Below are 19,122 nucleotides of genomic sequence, written 5' to 3' on the forward strand. Positions count from 1 at the left end.
CACTGTACCAGTACAAGAGTACAAAGGGAATAAAAAAAGCCCCGATAGCATTTATCGGGGCTGTATATTTTACTTTACGTCAGAAGCGTAAGGCTTACGCGTCACCGAAACGACGACGGCTGGTGCCTTCTTCACGACGTGGGCCACGGTTTTCGCGGCGCTCGCCGGAGAAACGACGACCTTCACCACCGCGACCTTCTGTGCGACCGCCTTCACGACGCTCTCCGCCGAAACTGCGACCACCGCCACGACGTTCACCGCCACGGTCAGGACGTGGCTGAGCATCGCCCAGCAGCTGCATGTTCATCGGCTTGTTCAGGATGCGGGTGCGAGTAAAGTGCTGCAGTACTTCACCCGGCATACCTTTTGGCAGCTCGATGGTAGAGTGGGATGCGAACAGCTTGATGTTACCGATGTAACGGCTGCTGATGTCGCCTTCGTTAGCGATAGCGCCAACGATGTGACGAACTTCAACACCATCATCACGGCCCACTTCAATGCGGTACAGTTCCATATCGCCCGCTTCACGACGTTCACGACGTGGACGGTCTTCACCACCACGCTCTGGACGGTCACCACGTGGGCCACGATCGTTACGGTCGCCACGACGTTCAAAGCGATCGTCACGGTCACGGAATTCACGCTTAGGACGCATTGGCGCATCAGGTGGCACGATCAGAGTACGTTCGCCCTGCGCCATTTTCAGCAGTGCCGCAGCCAGGGTTTCCATGTCCAGCTCTTCGCCTTCAGCCGTAGGCTGAATCTGCGACAGCAGTGCACGGTACTGATCCAGATCGCTGCTTTCCAGCTGCTGCTGTACTTTCGCGGCGAATTTTTCCAGACGGCGTTTGCCCAGCAGTTCTGCGTTTGGCAGTTCAGCTTCTGGAATAGTCAGCTTCATGGTGCGTTCGATGTTACGCAGCAGACGACGCTCGCGGTTCTCAACGAACAGCAGCGCACGGCCCGCACGACCCGCACGACCGGTACGGCCGATACGGTGAACGTAAGACTCGGAATCCATCGGGATGTCGTAGTTAACAACCAGGCTGATACGCTCAACGTCCAGACCACGTGCTGCTACGTCGGTTGCAATAAGGATATCCAGACGACCGTCTTTCAGGCGCTCCAGCGTCTGCTCACGCAGAGCCTGGTTCATGTCACCGTTCAGTGCAGCGCTGTTGTAGCCGTTACGCTCCAGCGCTTCAGCCACTTCCAGGGTCGCGTTTTTGGTACGCACGAAGATAATCGCCGCATCAAAATCTTCCGCTTCCAGGAAACGTACCAGCGCTTCGTTTTTGCGCATGCCGTACACAGACCAGTAGCTCTGGCTGATGTCCGGGCGAGTGGTGACGCTGGACTGAATACGCACTTCCTGAGGATCTTTCATGAAGCGTTTGGTGATACGACGAATCGCCTCTGGCATGGTGGCAGAGAACAGCGCGGTCTGATGACCTTCTGGGATCTGCGCCATGATGGTTTCGACGTCTTCGATGAAGCCCATACGCAGCATTTCATCTGCTTCGTCCAGTACCAGACCGCTCAGTTTAGAGAGATCCAGCGTACCGCGCTTCAGGTGATCCAGCAGACGGCCCGGCGTACCGACAACAATCTGTGGGCCCTGGCGCAGGGCGCGTAACTGCACGTCATAACGCTGGCCACCGTAAAGGGCTACCACGTTTACGCCGCGCATATGTTTAGAGAATTCCGTCATGGCTTCAGCAACCTGAACAGCCAGTTCACGGGTTGGGGCCAGGACAAGGATCTGCGGTGCACGCAGGTCCGGATCGATGTTGTTCAGCAGCGGCAGCGAAAACGCTGCAGTTTTACCGCTACCAGTCTGGGCCATGCCCAGCACGTCACGACCAGAAAGCAGGTGTGGGATACACTCAGCCTGGATCGGAGATGGTTTTTCGTAACCCAGATCGTTAAGGGCTTCAAGGATAGGAGCCTTCAGGCCCAGATCTGCAAAAGTGGTTTCGAATTCAGCCATGTAGTACAAGTGCCTCGATATTAATGGCGGCCAGTCTACTTAGCTCATCGTGAAAATGATTAGCAATTTTCATTGAAAAGTGTGAACCGGCTCAAAGTAGGTGTATTGACGAACAACAACGCCCTCACCAGTTAAGGTGATGGCAATCAAAAGATTACGGGCTGATGTTTATGTCGTCAGCTATTGCTGGTCCGATTCTGCCAGGTCGTCTTGCTCCTGGCCCAAGAGCGATAATTCCAACAATGCATAACGGTGCTCAACGAAGTTGTGTACGTTGTTAGCAACCGCTAATTTGAACAGTGCCGTAGCGCTGTCCTTATCCCCCAGACTTAGGTAGTACTTACCTAAATAGAAGTTGGTTTCACTGAGATGCTCAGCGAGCGAGGTGTTATCCGTTGCGTCCGCCTTGAGGCGTTCCATCAGCGTTGCTTCGCTAATGTTGCCCAGGTAGAACTCGACAATGTTCCATCCCCACTGTTCCTTGTCCGATTTATCGAAGCGCTGTTTCAGGGCCTCTTTTGCCTGCTTCTCATCGAGCTTCTGCTCAACGATGTAAAGCCACAGGCTACGGAAAGGATCATTAGGATCGTCTTGATAAAACGCCAGCAGATCATCTTGCGCTAACTTATCACGACCGCCGTAGTACAATGCGATACCGCGATTCAAGTGCGCGTAGTTGTAAGTTGGATCAAGCTCAAGTACAGAATCAAACGCTTCATAGGCAGCATCAAAATTGCCTGCCTGCGTTAAATAAATGCCTAAGTAATTGAATACTTCAGGCATATCAGGTCGGATAGCCAGCGCTTGTGAAAAATCATTTCGCGCCAATGCCCTCAGACCGAGACTATCATACAACACTCCGCGCTCATATAAAAGCTGTGCGCGTTCGTCATCGGTTAAAGCCCGACTGGCAAGAATTTGTTCCATGCGTGCCAGAATCACTTCCTGCTGCAAAGTCGGTTGCAATGGCACTGCGAGGACTTCGCTCTTACGCCAGGCAGAGTTGCTGCATCCTGCCAGCGTTAAAGCTGTCGCAACGAAACACCAGCGCAAAAAAGGCTTCATTTCCCACTCCCGAAGACAACTATTGGATGAACGTCCTGTCCCCCGGCGGCTTAACAAGGCGTCCTGCCTGATACCAGGCCCTCCGCAATGCGGAGGGCAAATGGCAACCTTACTCGCCTTGCTGTTCAGCAGCCGGAGTTTCCGGCGCCGCAGCAGGCTGAGACTGCTCGGTTGCTTCTTTAATGCTCAGACGGATACGGCCCTGGCGGTCAACTTCCAGAACTTTAACCGGTACTTCCTGACCCATCTGCAGGTAATCGGTCACTTTCTCAACGCGCTTGTCAGCGATCTGAGAGATGTGAACCAGACCTTCTTTACCGCCACCGATGGCAACGAACGCGCCAAAGTCAACGATACGGGTCACTTTACCGTTGTAGATACGGCCCACTTCGATTTCAGCGGTGATCTCTTCGATACGACGGATAGCGAATTTCGCTTTCTCGCCGTCGGTTGCTGCGATCTTCACAGTACCGTCATCTTCGATTTCGATGGTGGTGCCCGTCTCTTCGGTCAGCGCACGGATTACGGAACCGCCCTTACCGATAACATCTTTGATCTTGTCTGGATTGATCTTGATGGTGTGGATACGTGGAGCGAACTGAGAAATGTCGCCACGCGGCGCGTTAATCGCCTGTTCCATCACGCCCAGGATGTGCAGACGCGCACCTTTAGCCTGGTTCAGAGCAACCTGCATGATCTCTTTAGTGATACCTTCAATTTTGATATCCATCTGCAGTGCAGAGATACCGTCGCGGGAACCCGCCACTTTGAAGTCCATATCGCCGAGGTGATCTTCGTCACCCAGAATGTCAGACAGAACAACGAAGTTGTCGCCTTCTTTCACCAGGCCCATTGCGATACCCGCAACAGCGGCTTTGATCGGCACGCCTGCATCCATCAGTGCCAGAGAAGCACCACATACGGAAGCCATGGAAGAAGAACCGTTAGATTCGGTGATTTCAGACACCACACGTACGGTGTACGGGAATTTGTCAGCTTCTGGCATCACGGCCAGCACGCCGCGCTTCGCCAGACGACCGTGACCAATTTCACGACGCTTCGGCGAGCCAACCATGCCGGTTTCCCCTACGGAGTACGGAGGGAAGTTGTAGTGGAACAGGAAGTTGTCAGTGCGCTCGCCCATCAGTTCGTCGATGATCTGTGCGTCACGAGCGGTACCCAGGGTCGCGGTGACCAGGGCCTGCGTTTCACCACGGGTAAACAGTGCGGAACCGTGAGTACGTGGCAGTACGCCAGTACGCACATCCAGACCACGGATCATGTCTTTTTCACGGCCATCAATACGCGGCTCGCCGGCCAGTACGCGGCTACGAACAACGTTTTTCTCGATAGCGTGCAGGATTTCGCCAATTTCGTTAGCGTCCAGCGTTTCGTCTTCAGCAACCAGGGTCGCGGTCACTTCAGATTTGATCACATCAACCTGAGCATAGCGCTCCTGTTTGTCGGTGATGCGGTACGCGTCGCTCAGACGAGACTCTGCCAGTGCCGCAACACGTGCGTTAAGCGCGTCGTTTGCTGCTTCTGGCTGCCAGTCCCAACGTGGCTTACCGGCTTCTTTCACCAGGTCGTTGATGTTCTGGATAACGATCTGCTGCTGATCGTGGCCGAAGACCACAGCGCCCAGCATCTGGTCTTCGCTCAGCAGTTCTGCTTCGGATTCAACCATCAGAACCGCCGCTTCAGTACCGGCAACAACCAGGTCCAGCTTACTTTCTTTCAGCTCTTCCTGAGTTGGGTTCAGCACGTACTGGTCATTGATGTAACCCACGCGCGCGGCACCGATTGGGCCATTGAATGGAATACCAGACAGTGACAGGGCTGCAGATGCACCGATCATCGCAACGATGTCCGGGTTAACCTGTGGGTTAACGGAAACTACGGTTGCGATAACCTGTACTTCGTTAACGAAGCCTTCCGGGAACAGCGGACGAACCGGGCGGTCAATCAGACGCGCGATCAGAGTTTCGCCTTCGCTTGGACGGCCTTCACGACGGAAGAAACCACCAGGGATTTTACCGGCAGCGTAGGTACGCTCCTGGTAGTTAACGGTCAGCGGGAAGAAGTCCTGACCTGGTTTAGCTTTTTTCTGGCCCACTACGGTGACGAACACCGCGGTGTCATCCATGCTTACCATAACGGCAGCAGTAGCCTGACGTGCCATCATGCCGGTTTCCAGCGTGACGGTATGTTGACCATACTGGAATTTACGAACGATCGGATTCAGCAAAATTCTGTCCTTTCTTAAATGTATGACAGCACACCACCGGCGTGCTGTCGATTTAACCCGACCTTCTTCGCATCCTCGCGACTAATGACAACCGACACCCCCATGGGTGAAGCCTCTCATTAGCCGCGCGAACCTCTGCAATGAAGATCATTTATAGCAACAATACAATAGTTTCCAGTGAATTGCTGCCGTCTGGTTGAAAAAAGGGGCCATCAGGCCCCCTTTTCTGAAACTCGCAAGACTTAGCGACGCAGACCCAGACGCTCGATCAGCGCGGTGTAACGTGCAACATCTTTACGTTTCAGGTAGTCGAGCAGTTTACGACGCTGAGAAACCATACGCAGCAGACCACGACGGCTGTGGTGATCTTTTTTGTGCTCTGCAAAGTGACCCTGCAGGTGGTTAATCTGTGCAGTCAGCAGAGCAACCTGAACTTCGGTAGAACCGCTGTCGTTAGTACCACGACCAAACTCAGAAACGATTTTAGCTTTAGCTTCAACGCTTAGAGACATTTTAAAACTCCAAAGTATAAAGAATGTAAGGGTGCCGATCTCTAATTCAGCGACCCCATGTACGCCTCGCAGATTGTTAAACAATTTACCAGGCGTTAAGCGGCAATATTCTACTCGTCTCCCCTGCTTATCGCAAGATGAGGCGTTATCACCGTCACGCGTCGACCGGATATTCGACGACCAGACGACGCGGCGCAACGCGCCCTTCGCCATCCATTTCGCCCATGCCGATAAACTTACCGTCGTCACCTTCGGTCACGCGCACCAGCCCTTCCAGCGGAGCTTCCGCCGTGCGAACCGGGTTGCCGTTCTTAAAGTAAACGGACGATGTTAAAGGAAGATTAACCACCGGGAAGTCCGCTGCCGGACTGTCCATTGGCATCAGCAAGGGATCCAGCAACGCTGCTGGCGCGATCCCCTGTACTTCCGCCTGTTCAACCAGCTCGCGCAGGTGCTCAAGCGTCACCATTCGCTCAACCGGATACTTACTCACAGCCAGACGGCGCAGGTAAATAACATGCGCACCGCAGCCCAGTTTTTCACCGAGGTCGTCGATGATGGTACGAATGTACGTCCCTTTGGAACATTGCACTTCCAGCTCCAGCTCATCACCTTCGTGGCGAATAAAGAGCAGCTCATACACGGTTATCGGACGAGCTTCGCGCGGAACGTCAATGCCCTGACGCGCATATTCGTAGAGTTTCTTGCCCTGGTATTTCAGGGCGGAATACATCGACGGCACCTGCATCGTGTCCCCGCGGAAGCTCTCCAGCGCAGCGTCAAGCTGTTCAGCACTGAAGGTCACCGGACGTTCTTCCACGACCAGGCCATCCGCGTCGGAGGTATCCGTGCGCTGGCCGAGCTTCGCGATAACGCGGTAACGCTTATCGGAGTCGAGCAGATACTGGGAAAACTTTGTCGCCTCTCCCAGGCAGATCGGCAGCATACCGGTCGCCAGCGGATCGAGCGCGCCGGTGTGGCCCGCCCGGTTGGCGTTATAAAGACGCTTCACTTTTTGCAGCACGTCGTTGCTGGATGCCCCCTGCGGTTTGTCCAGCAGCAGCACGCCATGCACGTCGCGACCACGACGACGAGGACGACTCATTAGTCCTCCTTGCTGTCGTCCGTCGGGTTAACACGACGTTCGTCGTCATGTTTCACCACGCTGGTCACCAGATTGGACATACGCATACCTTCTACCAGCGAGTTGTCGTAGAAGAAGGTCAGCTCAGGCACGATACGCAGACGCATCGCTTTGCCGAGCAGAGAGCGGATAAACCCGGAGGCTTCCTGCAGCGCTTTAATGCCGTTCTTCACGGCCGCTTCGTCCTGATCGTTCAGGAAGGTGACGAACACTTTGGCGTAGGCCAGGTCACGGGACATTTCCACGCCGGACACGGTGGTCATCACGCCGATGCGAGGGTCTTTAATTTCGCGTTGCAGGATAAGCGCGATCTCTTTTTGCATTTCCTGCGCCACGCGCTGTGGGCGACCAAATTCTTTCGCCATAATAAATTCTCCAGACAAAAAAGGGGCTTAAGCCCCTTTTGAAATAATTGCCGGATGGCGCTTCGCTAACCCGGCCTACGATCTCAATTAATCGATGCTGCGTTGGATCTCGATGATTTCGAACACTTCGATCATATCGCCAACGCGTACGTCGTTGTAGTTCTTCACACCGATACCACATTCCATGCCGTTACGGACTTCGTTAACGTCATCTTTGAAGCGGCGCAGAGATTCCAGCTCACCTTCGTAGATAACCACGTTGTCACGCAGTACGCGGATTGGGTTGTGACGCTTGATGGTACCTTCGGTAACCATACAGCCCGCGATCGCACCGAATTTCGGTGATTTGAACACGTCACGCACTTCAGCCAGACCGATGATCTGCTGTTTCAGCTCAGGAGACAGCATGCCGCTCATCGCCGCTTTCACTTCGTCGATCAGGTTATAGATGACGGAGTAGTAGCGCAGATCCAGGCTTTCCGCTTCGATCACGCGGCGAGCAGAAGCATCAGCACGCACGTTGAAGCCTACCAGGATGGCGTTGGACGCAGCAGCCAGGGTCGCGTCGGTTTCGGTGATGCCACCTACGCCAGAACCGATGATCTTCACTTTCACTTCGTCGGTAGACAGTTTCAGCAAGGAGTCGGAGATCGCTTCCACAGAACCCTGAACGTCAGCTTTCAGCACAACGTTCACTTCGTGAACTTCACCCTCGGTCATGTTAGCAAACATGTTCTCGAGTTTAGATTTCTGCTGACGAGCCAGTTTAACTTCACGGAATTTGCCCTGACGATACAGTGCCACTTCACGCGCTTTCTTCTCGTCACGCACGACGGTCACTTCGTCACCGGCAGCCGGCACACCGGACAGACCGAGGATTTCAACTGGAATGGACGGACCCGCTTCCAGCACTTCCTGACCCAGTTCGTTACGCATCGCACGAACACGACCGTATTCGAAGCCACACAGAACGATATCGCCCTTAAGCAGGGTACCTTCACGAACCAGAACGGTTGCAACCGGGCCACGACCTTTATCCAGGAAGGATTCGATCACCGCACCGCTCGCCATACCTTTACGCACGGCTTTCAGCTCCAGAACTTCAGCCTGCAGCAGGATAGCGTTCAGAAGGTCGTCAATACCGGTACCCGCTTTAGCAGATACTGGGATGAACTGTGCTTCACCGCCCCACTCTTCCGGCATAACGCCATACTGAGACAGTTCGTTTTTAACACGGTCCAGATCGGCTTCTGGCTTATCGATTTTGTTGACTGCAACAACCAGAGGCACCTGCGCCGCTTTCGCGTGCTGGATAGCTTCGATGGTTTGCGGCATTACGCCGTCGTCTGCAGCAACAACCAGCACAACGATATCCGTTGCCTGAGCACCACGAGCACGCATAGACGTAAACGCTGCGTGGCCTGGGGTATCCAGGAAGGTAATCATACCGTTGTCGGTTTCTACATGGTAAGCACCGATGTGCTGGGTAATACCACCCGCTTCGCCAGAGGCAACTTTCGTAGAACGAATGTAGTCAAGCAGAGAAGTTTTACCGTGGTCAACGTGACCCATAATGGTCACAACCGGTGCACGCGGTTCAGCCGCAGCGCCAGTATCACGGTCGCTCATTACGGCTTCTTCCAGCTCGTTTTCACGACGCAGGATAACTTTGTGGCCCATCTCTTCGGCAACCAGCTGCGCGGTTTCCTGGTCGATAACCTGGTTGATGGTCGCCATTGCACCCAGCTTCATCATCGCTTTGATGACCTGAGAGCCTTTAACCGCCATCTTGTTCGCCAGTTCGCCAACGGTGATGGTTTCGCCGATCACGACGTCACGGTTAACAGCCTGAGCGGGCTTCTGGAAGCTCTGCTGCAGAGCGGAACCTTTACGCTTGCCACCTTTACCACCGCGAACAGCAGCGCGTGCTTCTTCACGATCGGCTTTGGATTCAGCGTGCTTGTTACCTTTCTTCGCCGGACGCGCAGCTTTTGCATTACGACCACGGCCACGGCCGCCTTCTACTTCACGGTCGTTGTCATCTTCAGCCTGACGTGCGTGCTGAGAAGTGGTGACGTGATAGTCGCTGGTGTCTTCAGTCGGTTCAACGGTATTCACACCGTTCTTCTCGTTTTCTTCTGCCATACGGCGTGCTTCTTCAGCGACGCGGCGAGCTTCTTCTTCGAGCTTGCGGCGTGCTTCTTCTTCGGCTTTACGCTTCAGTTCGGCAGCTTCATTTTCACGACGGGCTTTTTCAGCCTGGGCAGTTTTGGTCATTTCGTCTGTCTGTTGATTGCTCACTTTGTCTTTTTCCGCAGCGTCACGCTTCACTTTATCACTGGCGTCGCGTTTCGCTTTTTCTGCGGCCTCACGTTCAGCTTTTAATTCTGCCTCGCGTTTGGCGGCAGCTTCCGCCTCACGCTGAGCTTGTTCTTCCGCTTCACGCTGTGCCTGCTCTTCCGCGGCAAGGCGTTCTGCCTCTTGCGGATCACGTTTTACAAAGGTGCGCGTCTTGCGGACTTCAATTTGTACCGATTTACTTTTGCCACCGGTACCAGGAATATTCAACGTGCTGCGCGTTTTGCGCAGCAGCGTTAACTTGTCAGGCGTAGAACCGTGCTCACGGTTCAGGTGCGTTAACAAGGTTTGTTTTTCTTGCGCGGTCACCGAGTCATCAGCGGACTTCGGGATCCCTGCATCAGCAAATTGCTGTACCAGGCGGTCCACGGAGGTCTGAATCTCAGCAGCCAGCGATTTTACAGTTACATCAGTCATGCTGTTCCTTCCTGCTACAGTTTATTACGCTTCGTCGCCGAACCAGCAAATATTACGTGCGGCCATGATGAGTTCGCCGGCTTTCTCGTCGGTTAAACCTTCGATATCAGCCAGGTCATCAACGCCTTGCTCAGCGAGATCTTCCAGCGTACAAACACCACGGGCAGCCAGCTTGAACGCAATCGCACGATCAAGACCTTCCAGATTCAGCAGGTCATCAGCCGGCTTCTTATCGCCAAGGCTTTCTTCCTGAGCCAGTGCCAGGGTGGTCAGTGCGTTTTTAGCGCGTTCACGCAGGGCTTCAACGGTTGGTTCATCCAGACCGTCAATTTCCAGCAGCTCTTTCATTGGCACATAGGCCAGTTCTTCCAGCGTAGAGAAACCTTCCTCAACCAGAACAGTGGCGAAATCTTCGTCAATGTCGAGGTATTTGGTGAAGGTATCGATCGCCGCATGGGCTTCAGCCTGATGCTTGGCCTGCAGGTCGTCAACGGTCATTACGTTGAGTTCCCAGCCGCTCAGCTGTGACGCCAGACGTACGTTCTGACCGTTACGGCCAATCGCCTGCGCCAGGTTGCCCGCTTCAACAGCGATATCCATGGTGTGTTTGTCTTCGTCAACAACGATAGACGCCACATCTGCCGGAGCCATTGCGTTGATCACGAATTGCGCCGGGTTGTCATCCCACAGAACGATATCAATACGTTCGCCGCCCAGCTCGGTAGATACCGCCTGAACACGCGCACCACGCATACCGACGCAAGCACCGACCGGGTCGATACGCTTGTCGTTCGTTTTCACCGCAATTTTCGCACGGGAGCCCGGATCGCGAGCCGCCGCTTTGATTTCGATGACTTCTTCACCGATTTCCGGTACTTCGATACGGAACAGTTCAACCAGCATTTCCGGTTTAGAACGGGTCACGAACAGTTGAGCACCACGCGCTTCAGGACGCACGGCGTACAGCACACCACGGATACGGTCGCCCGGGCGGAAGTTTTCACGCGGCAGCATGTCTTCACGCAGGATCACCGCTTCAGCGTTACCCGGCATCCCTTCGGATTTGATCTCCAGAGAGATGTTGTCGCGGTTTACTTTCTTCACCACGCCGGTAATGATTTCGCCTTCCTGATCGCGGAACTGATCAACCACCAGTGCGCGCTCGGCTTCGCGCACTTTCTGCACGATAACCTGTTTCGCGGTCTGGGTAGTGATACGGTCAAAGGTGACAGATTCAATCTGATCTTCAACGTAGTCACCCACGTTCAGACTTTCGTCTTCAAAACGTGCCGCTTCCAGCGTGATCTCTTTGGTCGGCTGGGTCACTTCTTCAACAATTACCCAACGACGGAATGTATCGAAGTCACCGCTTTTACGATCGATTTCTACGCGAACATCGATCTCTTGTTCGTATTTTTTCTTGGTTGCTGTAGCCAGTGCACTTTCCAGCGCTTCGAAAATCTTCTCACGCGGCAGTGATTTCTCGTTGGAAACGGCTTCAACAACAGCCAAAATTTCTTTGTTCATCGCGGGCTTTTCACCTCAATCCAGACTGTTAAAAGTGGGGAACCAGGTTCGCCTTCTGGATATTACTCAGCGCGAACACTTCATCTTTGCCTTCGACTGTCACCGTGATCATTTCACCATCAACGGCTTTGATAATTCCCTGCCATTTACGGCGGTTCTGTACGGCCATACGCAGAACGAGAGCCACTTCTTCACCGGTAAAGCGCACATAGTGCTCGGCCGTGAACATCGGACGATCGAGGCCAGGTGAGGAAACTTCCAGGTTGTACGCAACGGTAATTGGGTCTTCAACATCAAGAACCGCACTCACCTGGTGGCTGACATCAGCACAATCATCAACATTGATGCCATCTTCACTATCAATATAGATGCGCAGCGTCGATGTACGGCCGCGAACGAATTCGATGCCGACCAGTTCGTAGCCCAGTGCTTCGACCGGTGCAGTAATCATCTCTGTTAATTTTTGCTCTAATGTGGACAAGCCCACCCCCAAGACATAAAAAAAGGGCGTAAAGCCCAGTTATTCTGTAGTCAGATAACAAAAAACCCCGATAAATCGGGGCTTTAGATAACTGAACCCTATAGCCACAACTGTGGCCTGGAGCACTCTCCGAAAGAATTTTTTCAAATCCAGCTACGAAGGCTCTGAGTCTTCACAGTATATTTGAAAAAGAACTTTATGGGAAAGTGGTTGCGGGGGCCGGATTTGAACCGACGACCTTCGGGTTATGAGCCCGACGAGCTACCAGGCTGCTCCACCCCGCGCCTGAAACGTGGCAAATTCTACGCGTTTTGGACAGAATTTGCAAATAATGCTGGGATTTGGTACCGAAGACGGGACGTAAAATCGGCGTTTAGTATATTGATAGTTGACCCCACCTGTCAACCCAACTTCCATCAGACGAAACAGACCAAATTTTTTACAAAAAACGCACGAGTCTCTTCCGGTATTCGATAAAAGATGATTAAATGAATACTCACTTATTTTGCATAAAAATGCACAAGAGAGCGAAAGCGGTCTCTAATCAGTCAATCAAGCAGGGTTTTATTCTATGACGACGATTCTCAAGCATCTTCCGGTAGGACAACGTATTGGCATCGCTTTCTCAGGCGGCCTGGATACCAGCGCTGCACTGCTGTGGATGCGCCAGAAGGGAGCGGTTCCGTATGCATATACTGCGAACCTGGGTCAGCCGGATGAGGACGACTACGATGCTATTCCTCGTCGCGCGAAAGAGTATGGCGCAGAAAACGCGCGCCTGATTGACTGCCGTAAGCAACTCGTCGCGGAAGGTATTGCGGCTATTCAGTGTGGTGCGTTCCATAACACCACCGGCGGTCTGACCTATTTCAACACCACTCCACTGGGTCGCGCCGTTACCGGCACGATGCTGGTTGCCGCGATGAAAGAAGATGGCGTGAACATCTGGGGTGACGGCAGCACCTATAAAGGTAACGATATCGAACGTTTCTATCGTTATGGCCTGCTGACCAACGCCGAGCTGCAGATCTACAAACCCTGGCTGGATACCGACTTCATCGACGAGCTGGGTGGCCGTCATGAAATGTCCGAGTTTATGATTGCCTGCGGCTTTGACTACAAGATGTCCGTTGAGAAAGCCTACTCCACCGACTCCAACATGCTGGGTGCGACGCACGAAGCGAAGGACCTGGAATTCCTGAACTCCAGCGTGAAGATCGTTAACCCAATCATGGGCGTGAAGTTCTGGGATGAGAACGTGAAGATCGCGGCAGAAGAGGTGACCGTACGTTTCGAGCGTGGTCATCCGGTTGCCCTGAACGGCAAAACGTTCTCTGATGACGTAGAGCTGATGCTGGAAGCGAACCGCATTGGCGGCCGTCACGGTCTGGGCATGAGTGACCAGATTGAGAACCGTATTATCGAAGCGAAAAGCCGTGGCATTTATGAAGCCCCGGGGATGGCGCTGCTGCATATCGCTTATGAGCGTCTGCTGACCGGGATCCACAACGAAGACACCATTGAGCAGTATCACTCTCATGGTCGTCAGCTGGGTAAACTGCTGTATCAGGGTCGCTGGTTCGATCCGCAGGCACTGATGCTGCGTGATGCGCTGCAGCGCTGGGTGGCGAGTGCCATTACCGGTGAGGTCACTCTGGAACTGCGTCGCGGCAACGACTACTCCATCCTGAACACCGTGTCTGACAACCTGACCTATAAAGCAGAGCGTCTGACCATGGAGAAAGGTGAGTCGGTGTTCTCGCCAGATGACCGTATTGGTCAGCTGACCATGCGTAACCTGGACATCACCGATACCCGTGAAAAGCTGTTCAATTATGTTGAGAATGGTCTGCTCTCCGCAAGCTCCGGTAACGGCCTGCCGCAGGTGGAAAACCTGGAGCACAGCGATAAGAAGTAATCGCTATTCAGAAATGCAGAAGGCACTCTTAGGGTGCCTTTTTTATGCCCTTTTGTAGGGCGGGTAAGCGCAGCGCCACCCGCCATTTTGCCCGGTGGCGCTGCGCTTACCGGGCCTACGAAAACAAAAAGTACAGACGAAAAAAAAGACGTCTTTCGACGTCTTTCTTCTGGAATATTGGTACCGAGGATGGGACTCGAACCCACAAGCCCGTTAGGGCACTACCACCTCAAGGTAGCGTGTCTACCAATTCCACCACCTCGGTACGGAATACTTACTGCGGGATATCGCTGGTTGGCTTCGCCGGTGCAGCTGGCTGAGTCTGCTCAGTTTTCGCTGGCGCGCTCAGGTTTTCCCACTCGCTTCCTTTACTGGTCTTGTTGCTGTTGATATTGCCCAGCACCAGACTGATGATGAAGAACAGCGTAGCCAGAATCGCTGTCGTACGGGTCATGAAGTTCGCAGAACCACTTGAACCGAACAGCGTACCGGAAGCGCCTGCTCCGAAGGAGGCTCCCATATCAGCGCCTTTACCTTGCTGCAGCATAATCAGCGCTACGAGAGCGATGGCTACAATAAGGAAAATAACTAAAAGAGCTTCGTACATAATCAACCTGTTCCTTGCGGATTTGCCGCATACCAATGCTTCGACCAATTAGCAGGATTTTTGTTTCCCACTGAAGCGGGTGTGAATACTAACCAAAGCGAATGGCCTTCGCAAGGGCATTTTTGAGCCATTGTATCAACTGCGGAAAAAAACAGCAAAAAGCCATTAATTGCTTAAAACAAAGGCGACAAAAGTCGCCTTTTTAAACAGTTAGCGTGCAAGTTTATGCAGCTTTAACGGCATCAGCAATACGGTGGGCAAATTCAGTCACCTGCGCTTCATCCTCACCTTCCACCATAACGCGAATCAGTGGTTCAGTTCCGGACTTACGCAGCAGCACGCGGCCACGGCTTCCCAGCGCCGCTTCAACGTCAGCCATTACCGCTTTCACATTGTCATTTTCCAGCGGATCGCCTTTACCTGCCGTGAAACGCACGTTCACCAGGATCTGCGGGAACATTTTCATGCCGCTGCAGAGATCGTGCAGGCTCATATGGTTACGGGCCATCGCTGCGACGACCTGAAGCGCAGCCACGATGCCGTCACCGGTGGTGGTTTTGTCGAGCAGGATCACGTGGCCTGAGTTTTCTGCGCCAATGCGCCAGCCTTTCTCCTGAAGCTTCTCCAGCACGTAACGGTCACCCACTTTCGCGCGAACAAACGGGATACCCAGCTGTTTCAGCGCCAGCTCCAGGCCCATGTTGCTCATCAGCGTGCCGACGGCACCACCGCGCAGTTGACCCTGACGCAGCCCTTCACGGGCGATGATGTAGAGGATCTGATCGCCATCAACCTTGTTGCCTTCGTGGTCGACCATGATCACGCGATCGCCGTCGCCATCCAGCGCAATACCCAGGTCGGCCTTCTCTGCCAGCACGCGCGCCTGCAGGGCACGCACGTCCGTCGCACCAACCTGCTCGTTAATGTTCAGACCATCCGGCTCGCAGCCAATGGTGATCACTTTGGCGCCCAGCTCGCGGAATACGTTTGGCGCAATGTGGTAGGTTGCACCGTTGGCGCAGTCCACCACAATTTTAAGGTGGGCAAGGCTCAGTTCGTTCGGGAAGGTGCCTTTGCAAAACTCAATATAGCGACCCGCGGCATCGACGATACGGTTTGCTTTACCCAGCTCTGCGGAGTCCACGCAGGTGATCTCTTTTTCCATTTCGGCTTCAATGGCTTCTTCCACTTCATCCGGCAGCTTGGTGCCATCAATGGAGAAGAACTTGATGCCGTTGTCATAGAACGGGTTATGGGAGGCCGAAATCACAATTCCCGCTTCCGCGCGGAAGGTACGGGTCAGATACGCAACAGCCGGCGTTGGCATTGGGCCAGTAAAGGAAGCTGACAGCCCCGCGGCTGCCAGTCCGGCTTCCAGCGCCGATTCCAGCATATAACCTGAAATACGGGTATCTTTACCAATAATGATCTTACGGGAACCATGACGTGCGAGTACCTTGCCAGCAGCCCAGCCAAGCTTAAGGACAAAATCAGGCGTGATAGGCGCATCGCCGACACGCCCACGGATACCATCGGTCCCAAAATATTTACGATTACTCATAGCGTTTGTTTTCCTTCGCTGCCAGTGTGGCTTCCACCACGCGCATGGCTTCTACTGTTTCTTTGACGTCATGGACACGAATAATATGCGCGCCTTGCATCGCCGCAATGACCGCGCAGGCCAGACTACCACTCAGGCGCTCGCTCGGCCCTACGTTAAGCAATTGGCCAATCATCGATTTTCTCGACATCCCCACCAGCAGCGGCAGGCCGAAGTGATGGAATTCCGATAAGCGCGCAAGCAGTGCATAGTTGTGGGAGAGATTTTTACCGAAACCGAACCCCGGGTCGAGCAGCAATTTCTCTTTTGGGATGCCTGCACGCTCACAGCGTTCAATATGCTCAATAAAGAAGCGATTCACATCAGCAAAGACATCGTCATACTTCGGCGCCTCCTGCATGGTTTTCGGCTGCCCCTGCATGTGCATCAGGCACACAGGCAACCCTGTCTCAGCAGCGGCTTCGATTGCACCGGGTTCAGTCAGCGAGCGGATATCATTAATAATGTGAGCACCCACTCTCGCCACTTCACGAATCACTTCTGGTTTGGAAGTATCGACGGAGATCCATACCTCAAAACGTTGTGCGATTGCCTCAACGACCGGCACCACGCGCGCCAGCTCTTCTTCCACCGATACATCCGCTGCCCCTGGGCGCGTCGATTCACCGCCGACATCAATGATGGTAGCACCTGCGTTGATCATTAAATTCGCGTGCTTAACCGCGTCGATAAGCGTGTTGTGCGTGCCGCCGTCAGAGAAGGAGTCAGGGGTAACATTCAGGATACCCATCACATGAGGATGTGAGAGATCGAGATGCGAGTCCTGGGCGAAGAGTTTCATGGCTAAATCCCTGGTATCAATATGGTTAAATGAAAAAGAAAAACCCCGGAGCAAGCTCCAGGGTTTGAGATACAGACAAACGCTTCAACAGCAGTGACTTACTTGTCGCCCAACTGTTCTGACATGGTGTTGCCCGGGTTCGGCGTACGCGGTTCATCGACCGGACGCGGCGCACGCGGGGTGCCATTGTTGTCAGAATTGTTGGAAGCACCTGGGTCTTCCCAGCCTGCTGGCGGACGCACTTCGCGGCGAGCCATCAGGTCGTCAATCTGCGGTGCATCGATGGTCTCATATTTCATGAGCGCATCTTTCATCGAATGCAGGATGTCCATATTGTCGTTCAGGATCTGACGCGCGCGACCGTAGTTACGTTCAATCAGCGCTTTCACTTCCTGGTCGATGATACGAGCCGTCTCATCGGACATATGTTTCGCTTTTGCCACGGAGCGGCCCAGGAATACTTCACCCTCTTCCTCTGCATAAAGCAGCGGACCGAGTTTGTCGGAGAAGCCCCACTGAGTGACCATGTTACGTGCCAGGTTTGTCGCCACTTTAATGTCGTTCGACGCACCGGTAGAAACATGTTCCGGCCCGTAGATGATCTCTTCCGCCAGACGACCACCGTACAGGGTTGAAATCTGGCTTTCCAGTTTCTGACGGCTGGCGCTGATCGCGTCGCCTTCAGGCAGGAAGAAGGTCACACCCAGCGCACGACCGCGCGGAATAATCGTCACTTTGTGTACCGGATCGTGCTCCGGTACCAGGCGGCCAATAATCGCGTGACCGGCTTCGTGATATGCCGTGGACTCTTTCTGCGCTTCCGTCATCACCATGGAGCGACGTTCCGCACCCATCATGATTTTGTCTTTCGCTTTCTCGAACTCCACCATGGACACCACGCGCTTGTTACCGCGAGCGGCGAACAGAGCAGCTTCGTTGACCAGGTTAGCCAGATCCGCACCGGAGAAGCCCGGGGTACCACGCGCAATAATTGCCGCGTCGATATCTGGCGCCAGCGGTACGCGACGCATGTGCACTTTCAGAATCTGTTCACGACCACGAACATCTGGCAGACCGACCACAACCTGACGGTCGAAACGGCCTGGACGCAGCAGCGCCGGGTCAAGTACGTCCGGACGGTTAGTTGCGGCGATAACGATAATACCTTCGTTACCTTCGAAGCCGTCCATCTCAACCAGCATCTGGTTCAGAGTCTGTTCACGTTCATCGTGACCACCGCCCAGGCCCGCGCCACGCTGGCGGCCTACGGCGTCGATTTCATCGATGAAGATAATGCACGGTGCTGCCTTCTTAGCCTGCTCGAACATGTCACGCACACGAGATGCACCCACACCCACGAACATTTCGACGAAGTCAGAACCTGAAATAGTAAAGAACGGTACCTTCGCTTCACCTGCGATAGCTTTCGCCAGCAGGGTTTTACCGGTACCCGGAGGGCCGACCATCAGCACGCCTTTCGGGATCTTACCGCCCAGTTTCTGGAAACGGCTCGGCTCGCGCAGGTATTCAACCAGTTCACCGACTTCTTCTTTCGCTTCGTCACAACCTGCAACGTCAGCGAACGTAGTCTTAATCTGGTCTTCCGTCAGCATACGCGCCTTGCTCTTACCGAACGACATGGCACCTTTGCCACCGCCGCCCTGCATCTGGCGCATAAAGAAGATCCAGACGCCGATGAGAAGCAGCATCGGGAACCAGGAAATGAAGATTGAAGCCAACAGGCTTGGTTCTTCTGGCGGCTCGCCTACCACTTTGACGTTTTTGGTCAGAAGGTTATCAAGCAGCTTAGGATCGTTCACCGGGATGTAAGTCGTGTAACGGTTACTATCTTTCTTGGTAACGTTGATCTCACGTCCGTTGATACGCGCTTCGCGAACCTGGTCCTGATTGACCTCCTGCAGGAAGGTAGAATAATCCACCTTGCGGCCATTCGACTCGCTGGGCCCAAAGCTCTGGAATACTGACATCAGCACAACGGCAATGACCAGCCAGAGTATTAGGTTTTTCGCCATGTCACTCAAGGGATTAACCTCATATTACAACTGTGTTAAAAACAGCGTCAGGATA

At 53.8% G+C, this 19,122-nt stretch carries 15 protein-coding genes and 2 tRNA genes; 1 reads left to right on the forward strand and 16 read right to left on the reverse strand.

The features are described from left to right. Positions 1 to 94: 94 nt before the first annotated feature. From BFV64_RS20710 to BFV64_RS20755, 11 genes are all read right to left on the reverse strand, one after another. Positions 95 to 1,990 (reverse strand): DEAD/DEAH family ATP-dependent RNA helicase, encoded by a 1,896-nt coding sequence (locus BFV64_RS20710; protein WP_014885369.1) that lies wholly within the window; start codon positions 1,988 to 1,990, stop codon positions 95 to 97. Further along, a complete protein-coding gene (yrbN, locus tag BFV64_RS25605; protein WP_097397692.1) occupies positions 1,983 to 2,063 on the reverse strand; it encodes a protein YrbN in 81 nt (26 codons plus the stop codon). Before yrbN ends, BFV64_RS20710 begins: the two co-directional genes overlap by 8 nt. 107 nt (positions 2,064 to 2,170) lie before the next feature. Next, the gene (gene nlpI / locus BFV64_RS20715; RefSeq protein WP_013098912.1) at positions 2,171 to 3,055 is read right to left on the reverse strand and encodes a lipoprotein NlpI; all 885 of its coding nucleotides are present in this window, start codon (positions 3,053 to 3,055) and stop codon (positions 2,171 to 2,173) included. A gap of 109 nt (positions 3,056 to 3,164) precedes the next feature. Continuing rightward, positions 3,165 to 5,303 carry a polyribonucleotide nucleotidyltransferase gene (gene pnp, locus BFV64_RS20720; RefSeq protein WP_023331391.1) on the reverse strand — a complete coding sequence of 713 codons (2,139 nt, stop codon included), beginning with the start codon at positions 5,301 to 5,303 and terminating at the stop codon, positions 3,165 to 3,167. 242 nt (positions 5,304 to 5,545) lie between these two features. Continuing rightward, the gene (gene rpsO, locus BFV64_RS20725) at positions 5,546 to 5,815 is read right to left on the reverse strand and encodes a 30S ribosomal protein S15 (protein WP_003861789.1); all 270 of its coding nucleotides are present in this window, start codon (positions 5,813 to 5,815) and stop codon (positions 5,546 to 5,548) included. Between the two features lie 154 nt (positions 5,816 to 5,969). Beyond that, positions 5,970 to 6,920: a tRNA pseudouridine(55) synthase TruB gene (truB, locus tag BFV64_RS20730; RefSeq protein ID WP_045134770.1), complete on the reverse strand. Its 951-nt coding sequence runs from the start codon at positions 6,918 to 6,920 to the stop codon at positions 5,970 to 5,972. Then, positions 6,920 to 7,324 (reverse strand): 30S ribosome-binding factor RbfA, encoded by a 405-nt coding sequence (gene rbfA, locus BFV64_RS20735; RefSeq protein WP_014885372.1) that lies wholly within the window; start codon positions 7,322 to 7,324, stop codon positions 6,920 to 6,922. Before rbfA ends, truB begins: the two co-directional genes overlap by 1 nt. An 87-nt stretch (positions 7,325 to 7,411) precedes the next feature. Continuing rightward, complete coding sequence (infB, locus tag BFV64_RS20740) at positions 7,412 to 10,099, reverse strand: translation initiation factor IF-2 (RefSeq protein WP_069602412.1); 2,688 nt, start codon at positions 10,097 to 10,099, stop codon at positions 7,412 to 7,414. A 24-nt stretch (positions 10,100 to 10,123) separates the two neighbouring features. Continuing rightward, complete coding sequence (gene nusA / locus BFV64_RS20745) at positions 10,124 to 11,626, reverse strand: transcription termination factor NusA (RefSeq protein ID WP_014885374.1); 1,503 nt, start codon at positions 11,624 to 11,626, stop codon at positions 10,124 to 10,126. A gap of 28 nt (positions 11,627 to 11,654) precedes the next feature. Then, positions 11,655 to 12,107, reverse strand: a complete 453-nt coding sequence (gene rimP, locus BFV64_RS20750) for a ribosome maturation factor RimP (protein ID WP_014833432.1) — start codon at positions 12,105 to 12,107, stop codon at positions 11,655 to 11,657. Between the two features lie 207 nt (positions 12,108 to 12,314). Continuing rightward, positions 12,315 to 12,391 (reverse strand) — tRNA-Met (locus BFV64_RS20755). 287 nt (positions 12,392 to 12,678) lie between these two features. On the opposite strand from BFV64_RS20755, the gene argG reads away from it, so the two are divergent. After that, positions 12,679 to 14,025 (forward strand): argininosuccinate synthase, encoded by a 1,347-nt coding sequence (gene argG / locus BFV64_RS20760; protein ID WP_014885375.1) that lies wholly within the window; start codon positions 12,679 to 12,681, stop codon positions 14,023 to 14,025. Positions 14,026 to 14,203: 178 nt separating this feature from the next. Here the strand turns inward: argG and BFV64_RS20765 are convergent. From BFV64_RS20765 to ftsH, 5 genes are all read right to left on the reverse strand, one after another. Continuing rightward, positions 14,204 to 14,290: transfer RNA gene (locus BFV64_RS20765), tRNA-Leu, on the reverse strand. 9 nt (positions 14,291 to 14,299) lie between these two features. Next, positions 14,300 to 14,632 carry a preprotein translocase subunit SecG gene (secG, locus tag BFV64_RS20770; protein ID WP_003861803.1) on the reverse strand — a complete coding sequence of 111 codons (333 nt, stop codon included), beginning with the start codon at positions 14,630 to 14,632 and terminating at the stop codon, positions 14,300 to 14,302. 223 nt (positions 14,633 to 14,855) lie between these two features. After that, the gene (gene glmM, locus BFV64_RS20775) at positions 14,856 to 16,193 is read right to left on the reverse strand and encodes a phosphoglucosamine mutase (protein WP_014885376.1); all 1,338 of its coding nucleotides are present in this window, start codon (positions 16,191 to 16,193) and stop codon (positions 14,856 to 14,858) included. After that, entirely contained in the window at positions 16,186 to 17,034 is an 849-nt protein-coding gene (gene folP / locus BFV64_RS20780) for a dihydropteroate synthase (protein ID WP_014885377.1), read from the reverse strand. The genes glmM and folP overlap by 8 nt, the downstream gene beginning before the upstream one ends. Before the next feature lie 98 nt (positions 17,035 to 17,132). Then, positions 17,133 to 19,067: an ATP-dependent zinc metalloprotease FtsH gene (gene ftsH, locus BFV64_RS20785; protein WP_013098921.1), complete on the reverse strand. Its 1,935-nt coding sequence runs from the start codon at positions 19,065 to 19,067 to the stop codon at positions 17,133 to 17,135. Positions 19,068 to 19,122: the final 55 nt, after the last annotated feature.

Origin of the sequence: Enterobacter kobei (genome assembly GCF_001729765.1) — a bacterium.
Lineage (GTDB): Bacteria > Pseudomonadota > Gammaproteobacteria > Enterobacterales > Enterobacteriaceae > Enterobacter > Enterobacter kobei.

Coding starts and splice junctions, on each gene's coding strand:
- BFV64_RS20710 (WP_014885369.1), bottom strand. CDS start 1,990: ATGGCTGAATTCGAAACCACTTTTGCAGATCTGGGCCTGAAGGCTCCT.
- yrbN (WP_097397692.1), bottom strand. CDS start 2,063: ATGAAAATTGCTAATCATTTTCACGATGAGCTAAGTAGACTGGCCGCC.
- nlpI (WP_013098912.1), bottom strand. CDS start 3,055: ATGAAGCCTTTTTTGCGCTGGTGTTTCGTTGCGACAGCTTTAACGCTG.
- rpsO (WP_003861789.1), bottom strand. CDS start 5,815: ATGTCTCTAAGCGTTGAAGCTAAAGCTAAAATCGTTTCTGAGTTTGGT.
- truB (WP_045134770.1), bottom strand. CDS start 6,920: ATGAGTCGTCCTCGTCGTCGTGGTCGCGACGTGCATGGCGTGCTGCTG.
- rbfA (WP_014885372.1), bottom strand. CDS start 7,324: ATGGCGAAAGAATTTGGTCGCCCACAGCGCGTGGCGCAGGAAATGCAA.
- infB (WP_069602412.1), bottom strand. CDS start 10,099: ATGACTGATGTAACTGTAAAATCGCTGGCTGCTGAGATTCAGACCTCC.
- nusA (WP_014885374.1), bottom strand. CDS start 11,626: ATGAACAAAGAAATTTTGGCTGTTGTTGAAGCCGTTTCCAACGAGAAA.
- argG (WP_014885375.1), top strand. CDS start 12,679: ATGACGACGATTCTCAAGCATCTTCCGGTAGGACAACGTATTGGCATC.
- secG (WP_003861803.1), bottom strand. CDS start 14,632: ATGTACGAAGCTCTTTTAGTTATTTTCCTTATTGTAGCCATCGCTCTC.
- glmM (WP_014885376.1), bottom strand. CDS start 16,193: ATGAGTAATCGTAAATATTTTGGGACCGATGGTATCCGTGGGCGTGTC.
- folP (WP_014885377.1), bottom strand. CDS start 17,034: ATGAAACTCTTCGCCCAGGACTCGCATCTCGATCTCTCACATCCTCAT.
- ftsH (WP_013098921.1), bottom strand. CDS start 19,067: ATGGCGAAAAACCTAATACTCTGGCTGGTCATTGCCGTTGTGCTGATG.